5 protein-coding genes and 1 pseudogene are annotated in these 6,380 nt (G+C 41.2%); all 6 read right to left on the bottom strand.

The annotated features are described in order from the left end of the window. Positions 1-278 precede the first annotated feature (278 nt). The gene (groL, locus tag ACFO3G_RS04145) at positions 279-1,916 is read right to left on the bottom strand and encodes a chaperonin GroEL (RefSeq protein ID WP_380078259.1); all 1,638 of its coding nucleotides are present in this window, start codon (positions 1,914-1,916) and stop codon (positions 279-281) included. Positions 1,917-1,946: 30 nt separating this feature from the next. Next, complete coding sequence (locus ACFO3G_RS04150; protein WP_380078261.1) at positions 1,947-2,216, bottom strand: co-chaperone GroES; 270 nt, start codon at positions 2,214-2,216, stop codon at positions 1,947-1,949. A 425-nt stretch (positions 2,217-2,641) separates the two neighbouring features. Further along, on the bottom strand, positions 2,642-3,520 hold the full coding sequence (gene menA, locus ACFO3G_RS04155) for a 1,4-dihydroxy-2-naphthoate octaprenyltransferase (protein WP_380078263.1): 879 nt from the start codon (positions 3,518-3,520) through the stop codon (positions 2,642-2,644). Between the two features lie 94 nt (positions 3,521-3,614). Continuing rightward, complete coding sequence (locus tag ACFO3G_RS04160; RefSeq protein WP_380078265.1) at positions 3,615-4,937, bottom strand: aspartate kinase; 1,323 nt, start codon at positions 4,935-4,937, stop codon at positions 3,615-3,617. A gap of 91 nt (positions 4,938-5,028) precedes the next feature. Further along, positions 5,029-5,691 carry a cell division ATP-binding protein FtsE gene (locus ACFO3G_RS04165; protein ID WP_380078267.1) on the bottom strand — a complete coding sequence of 221 codons (663 nt, stop codon included), beginning with the start codon at positions 5,689-5,691 and terminating at the stop codon, positions 5,029-5,031. A 460-nt stretch (positions 5,692-6,151) separates the two neighbouring features. Continuing rightward, a pseudogene (locus tag ACFO3G_RS04170) lies at positions 6,152-6,380 on the bottom strand (hypothetical protein); the annotation flags it as partial.

The raw sequence follows: 6,380 nt of genomic DNA on the forward strand, positions 1-6,380 counted from the left end.
ATATCCTTCCTCCAACATATGCATGTAACGGAGACGATCATAATAACTATGCTTTCGTCTTTTCTTTTTGTTTGATTCCATAAATAAACCCCAAAAGTTTTGAGTCTAACTTTTGGGGTTCATATCATATAAGCATCTTCTCCCTTTTTCAAATTGGAAATTCAAATCGCCCTATAAACTTAAGATATCAAATAAGCCTTTATTAATAAAAAAAAGCCTTGCCGCTCGATGCGACAAGGCTTTTACTTATGTGGTTACTATCTATTTGATCAAATGAATTACATCATTCCGCCCATGCCTCCCATACCGGCTGCCGGCATTGCGGGTGCTGGATTTTCTTCTTTCTTATCCACAATTACACATTCTGTAGTCAAGAACATACCTGCGATAGACGCTGCATTTTCAAGAGCTACACGAGATACCTTAGCCGGGTCAATGACACCACTGTCGTATAGATTCTCAAACTTTTCGGCACGAGCATTGTAGCCAAAGTCTCCCTTACCATCTTTTACCTTCTGTACAATCACAGCACCTTCAAGTCCTGCATTTGCCACAATCTGGCGAAGAGGTTCTTCTATAGCACGCTTAACAATCTTAATACCGGTTGTTTCATCTACATTGACTCCTTGCAAATTATCAAGAGCTTGGATCGCTCTAATATATGCAGTACCACCACCGGGAACAGTACCCTCAGCGATAGCAGCACGAGTAGCAGAAAGAGCATCATCTACGCGGTCTTTCTTCTCTTTCATCTCAACTTCAGATGCAGCCCCTACATAAAGAACAGCTACCCCACCTGACAATTTGGCAAGTCTTTCTTGAAGTTTTTCGCGATCATAGTCGCTTGTTGTATTCTCGATTTGAGCCTTGATCTGTGCTACACGATCAGCAATCTTAGCCTTTTCGCCTGCACCATTTACGATTGTTGTATTGTCTTTGTCTACAGTAACCTTTTCTGCTGTACCAAGCATATCAAGTGTTGCAGACTCAAGTTTAAGACCTGTCTCTTCGCTAATTACGACACCACCTGTCAAGGTAGCAATATCTTCGAGCATAGCCTTACGTCTGTCACCAAAGCCAGGAGCTTTGACAGCACAAATCTTCAAGCTACCACGCAGTCTGTTTACGACCAATGTAGCCAATGCTTCGCTCTCGATATCTTCCGCAATGATAAGTAGAGGACGTCCTGTCTTAAGAGCCTCTTCAAGGATGTTGATAATATCCTTCAATACAGAAATCTTCTTGTCGAAGATAAGGATGTATGGATTTTCCATTTCGACAAGCATCTTCTCTGTATTTGTAACAAAGTACGGAGAGATATAACCTCTGTCAAACTGCATACCTTCTACTACATCTACGGTAGTTTCTGTACCCTTAGCCTCTTCGACTGTAATCACGCCTTCCTTCTTAACTCGACGCATTGCATCAGCAATCAACTTACCGATCTGCTCATCTCCGTTGGCAGAGATTTTAGCAACATGTTCAATCTTCTCGAAGTCATCACCCACCTCTACGGCTTGCTTCTTGATGTCTTCTACAACAGCTGCCACAGCCTTGTCGATACCATGCTTAAGGTCCATCGGATTAGCGCCCGCTGTCACATTCTTCAATCCAACATTGATAATGCTCTGAGCAAGGATAGTAGCTGTAGTAGTACCATCGCCCGCATCATCATTGGTCTTAGAAGCAACCTCCTTGACAAGCTGTGCACCTACATTTTCGTAAGCGTTTTCGAGTTCGATCTCTTTTGCTACCGAAACACCATCTTTTGTGATGTGTGGAGCACCAAACTTCTTATCCAAAATCACATTACGACCCTTAGGTCCAAGTGTAACTTTCACTGCATTTGCAAGTTCATCAACACCCTTCTTAAGGAGCTGACGAGCATCCATATCGAATTTTATTTCTTTAGCCATGATGGTTTTAATATTTTACTTGTTATACAATTATAATGTAGCCAATACATCAGACTGACGCATAATGAGAAGTTTCTCATTGTCAATTTCAATCTCTGTACCTGCATATTTGCCGAAAAGAATCTTGTCTCCGGCTTTCAAGACCATTTCCTCATCTTTTGTACCATTGCCTACTGCAATCACTTCACCTTTGAGAGGTTTTTCCTTTGCTGAATCAGGAATAATAATTCCGCCAATTGTTTTTTCTTCTGCTGCAGCCGGGCGAACCAACACGCGGTCTGCTAAAGGTTTGATAGTCATTATATTTCTATTTTTAAGTTTATTAATTACTTGTTTTGTGACACTACTCAAAGAAGCATCTGCCCTATGTTAAGCAAGTACTGTGCCAAAACAGACTAAAAAGAGAAAATAACAACCAAAGAACCTCTATTATTGTAGTATATAATAGGTAAGGACTATAGACATCAAGGGTAGTAATGACAAATTTGACAAAGCGACAAGAGCCCTAAGACTAATCTATTCTTGACAAAAGTGTCACGTTCTCTATGGCACACGCAAGTCCGACGTCCCTTTGGATAGATTATATGGCACATCAAAACAAGACAAGCGACTCATATTTAGGGAATAACAACATGTTGCACAAAGTGACATTCTTACAAATACGAGAGCAAACTTTCACCTTGCCTTTTCAACATTCTCAAAGTCAGCTTAGCAATACAATGGTATCACATCTCAAGCAGAAGCAACAAGGAGGCCACCAAAGCATAGGCCAAAACCATCAAGGCTGTCTTTGCCAGCACTTTGTTTAGAGCCTTTCCTTCTGTTGTTTTCAAAGCACGGAAATTGGAGGTAAATATCAATATATAGAAGCATAGTAAGATGAATCCCTTCATCTTGGCAAATGGAAATAAGAGCAATAGAGAGAGTGCCCCACAAGTAAAGTAGAGCTTCGGGCCAAACTCTTTTCCAAACATAACAATGATTGTCTTTTTGCCCTTTTGTCGATCATCTTCATAATCACGATAATTGTTGACAATCAATATACAATCGGAGATTAGACCCATCCCTACTGCCAACAGCCATATATCTGTATATGATCTTCCCGCCTGCAAATAATATGTAAAGAAGGTAGGCACAATACCATAAAATAGGAATACGGCAAGATCACCCAGACCATGCTTCGAAAAGGGCCAAGGACCGGCACTATAACCTATAGCTCCAAGACAAACTGCCACCCCAAGCAATAGATATGCCCAACTGTGAAGATAACATAGCACGAGCCCTGCCAAAGCTGTTATCATAATAGACACAACCATAGCCCCCTTCACTTGCGTTTTGCTTAGCCAGCCCATAGACATAGGATGATTAGGACCTAAACTCTCTTTGTCGTCTGTTTTAGAGGTAAAGTCAAAATATTCGTTGGCAATATTGCTTGTTATCTGTGCGGCAAGCGCCACAATGATACACAAAAGAGAGTCAATCCAATCAAACGAATGGTCTCTTATTGCCAACATCACAGCCACAAGCACAGGGCTCAACGAGGCCGTAAGTGTAAAAGGTCTGATAAGCTTCACCCAAGGTTGTAACTTATAATTCGGTTTCATCTATTTATCTAAGGTATATCTTTATATAAAGAGTTCTCTTGTAGTGGTCCTATTGGCTCTATTTCTCCTCCTATGAATCAATCAATTAGGAGTGTTATTGGAAGAGATTGGAAGAAAGAGCTTGCAGTACGTCTTTCTTATCCTTCTCATCGATCAAAACCGTCATATTGTAATTACTTCCACCATAAGAAATCATCCTAACGGGATAATCTCTTATCGCATCCACAATTTTAGCCTCAAAACCAATATTATCCCACATCATATCACCTACGACACAGATAATGGTTAGGTTACGCTCAATGGAAACGACTCCCAACTTTTGCAATTCTGAAACGATATTTTCCAAGTTATCATCATTGTCAATGGTCAACGCAATACCCACTTCACTCGTTGTGACCATATCCACGACTGTCGAATAGGTCTCAAAGGCCTCAAATACCTTACGAAGGAAGTGCCATGACACCAGCTTATGATTACTTTTTATCTTAATCGATATGATACCGTCTTTGGCAGAAACAGCTTTGATGACATCCTTCTCTGTATCCAAAGAGATAAACGTACCGGGAAGAGATGGATGTAGTGTGTCAAGCAGTCGCACGGGAATATTGTGCTCTCGAGCCGGCTGTATACAAGTGGGGTGCAAAATTTTCGCCCCAAAATAGGCAAGTTCCGACGCTTCATCAAAATGCAACCGCCTTACCGGGCTTGTTTTATCCACAAAGCGAGGGTCATTGTTGTGCAGTCCGTCAATATCAGTCCAGATCTGAATCTCCTCAGCTCTGATTGCCACCCCTGCCAGTGAAGCAGTATAATCACTTCCTCCTCTTCTAAGGTTATCTACACGGCCATAGGCATTAAGACATATATAACCTTCAGTAACATAAATCTCTGTATCAGCAGGAGCCATCTTAATAAGTTTGCGCAGATGTTCGGTAATATACTTGAGATCCGGTTCGGCATTCTTATCTGTCTTCATGTAATCAAGGGCAGGCAGAATATGAGACTTAATGCCCATATCAAGCAAATGACGATGCATCATAGCTGTGCTCATTAGTTCGCCTTGCGCCAAGATGCGCTTCTCCTCAAACAGTGAGAAATTGTCTCTCTCGCTCAACTCTCGCATTAGACCAAAGGAGGTCTCTACTGCAGCACCTGCTATCTTTCGACTACTCTCTTTAGAGAATAGCTTTATAAGCTCTGTCTGATATTTTTGATAAAGACGATCTATCACCTCCTTCGCCTCAGCTCGCTTACCCTTGAGCAAAAGACCGGCAATCTCAACCAGCGTGTTTGTTGTGCCTGCCATCGCAGACAATACAACAATTACCGGTTTGCTTCCTGAGCTAACTAACTGTGCTACACTATCTATTCTTTCTGCAGAGGCCACTGATGTACCTCCAAACTTCAATACTTTCAAAGTAGTTTTCTCCTTAACGCGTTATGTTAAAAACTTTATCACTAAGGGTGTCCATCGCACCAATATTATCCATGCGAATAAAAGGATATAACTATTCGCACCCTATCACTAACTCCTGAGCCGGGAAATGATCAATCAAAGCTCTGTTATGCGTTACCATCAGTACAGCGGCATGATCTTTTTGTGCGGCATCATGCAAAAGTCGAGTTATCTCAAACCCCGTCTTTTGATCTAAATTGCCGGTAGGCTCATCTGCTAAAATCAACTTCGGCCGACCAAGCAATGCTCGAGCTATGGCTATTCGCTGCTGTTCTCCACCGGAAAGTTCGTGAGGACGCTTATAGCCCTTGTTAGACATGTCAACCCTTTCGAGCACCTCCTTGATACGCTTGATACGCTCAGCCTTTTTTGAAACTCCGATGGCTCTCAAGACAATGTCAAGATTTTCTTCAGCCGTCAAATTGTACAACAATTGAAAATCTTGAAAAACAATCCCTATCTGGCGACGAAGCTTAGGCAAATGACGACGCTTGATTTTCATCATGTCATACCCTACAACCTCTGCCTTCCCCTCAGCAAAAGGAATCTCAGCATATAAAGATTTCAGAATAGAACTTTTACCGGCTCCAACACAACCGGTAATGTAGATAAAATCTCCTTCGTGAACAGTCAGATCAAAATCAGTAAGAAGAAGATGATCTCCCCTCCTTATGCTCACCCCTTTTAATGTTACAACCGGCAAATTTTCACTCATAACTTTATTTATGTTGTCCTCCAACCTCTCAGTTGCAGTACTATATTAAAAACTTTAAGAAGCTATTCGGAATTACTTCAAAGTTGTCTGATTGAAACTATTTGTCAATCACCATTCCCTTTCACCACACTGTACTTCAGCCATCATGACCTATTATCTCAATGCGATGCTGTTCATCATGATTCAATTAGTCAATCGAATTGAGTCAAACGACATCAGACATTCAAGAAACAAGGCCGTAAACAGAGCCCGATAAATAGGCCCTTTTCCTTACAGTATGAAGGTCAATCTCCATCCTAAAGCGCCTCTTACAGCAATCTCTTTTATTCCATGTAGAGACACCCCATTACAAAGGTACAAAAACTCAAAGGCTGTATAAAATATTTTAGCTTGACTTTTACTCACTTGGAATAGAAAATCCGACGGGCTCTTAATCCCAGATTTGTCGTTAGAAATATTATTAGATTGAAATATTAGGATCTCTGGCTCGTTTCCAGAGGGCTAAAAAAGCAGATCTGTGTTTTAGCGCCAGCGCCAGTTTTAAAGTTTTTTTACCGGCATATCTCTGAATATATCCGGGTATGGCCAAAAACTTCATCCGAATCGTTTTCAGCATATGTTTCTTTGGCGAGTTAATCACGACAATTCTAAAAAGGCTCATCAAATTATAAGCCATAACAGCCATGTTC

The organism is Falsiporphyromonas endometrii (assembly GCF_042654485.1).
In the GTDB taxonomy this organism is placed as follows: domain Bacteria; phylum Bacteroidota; class Bacteroidia; order Bacteroidales; family Porphyromonadaceae; genus Porphyromonas; species Porphyromonas endometrii.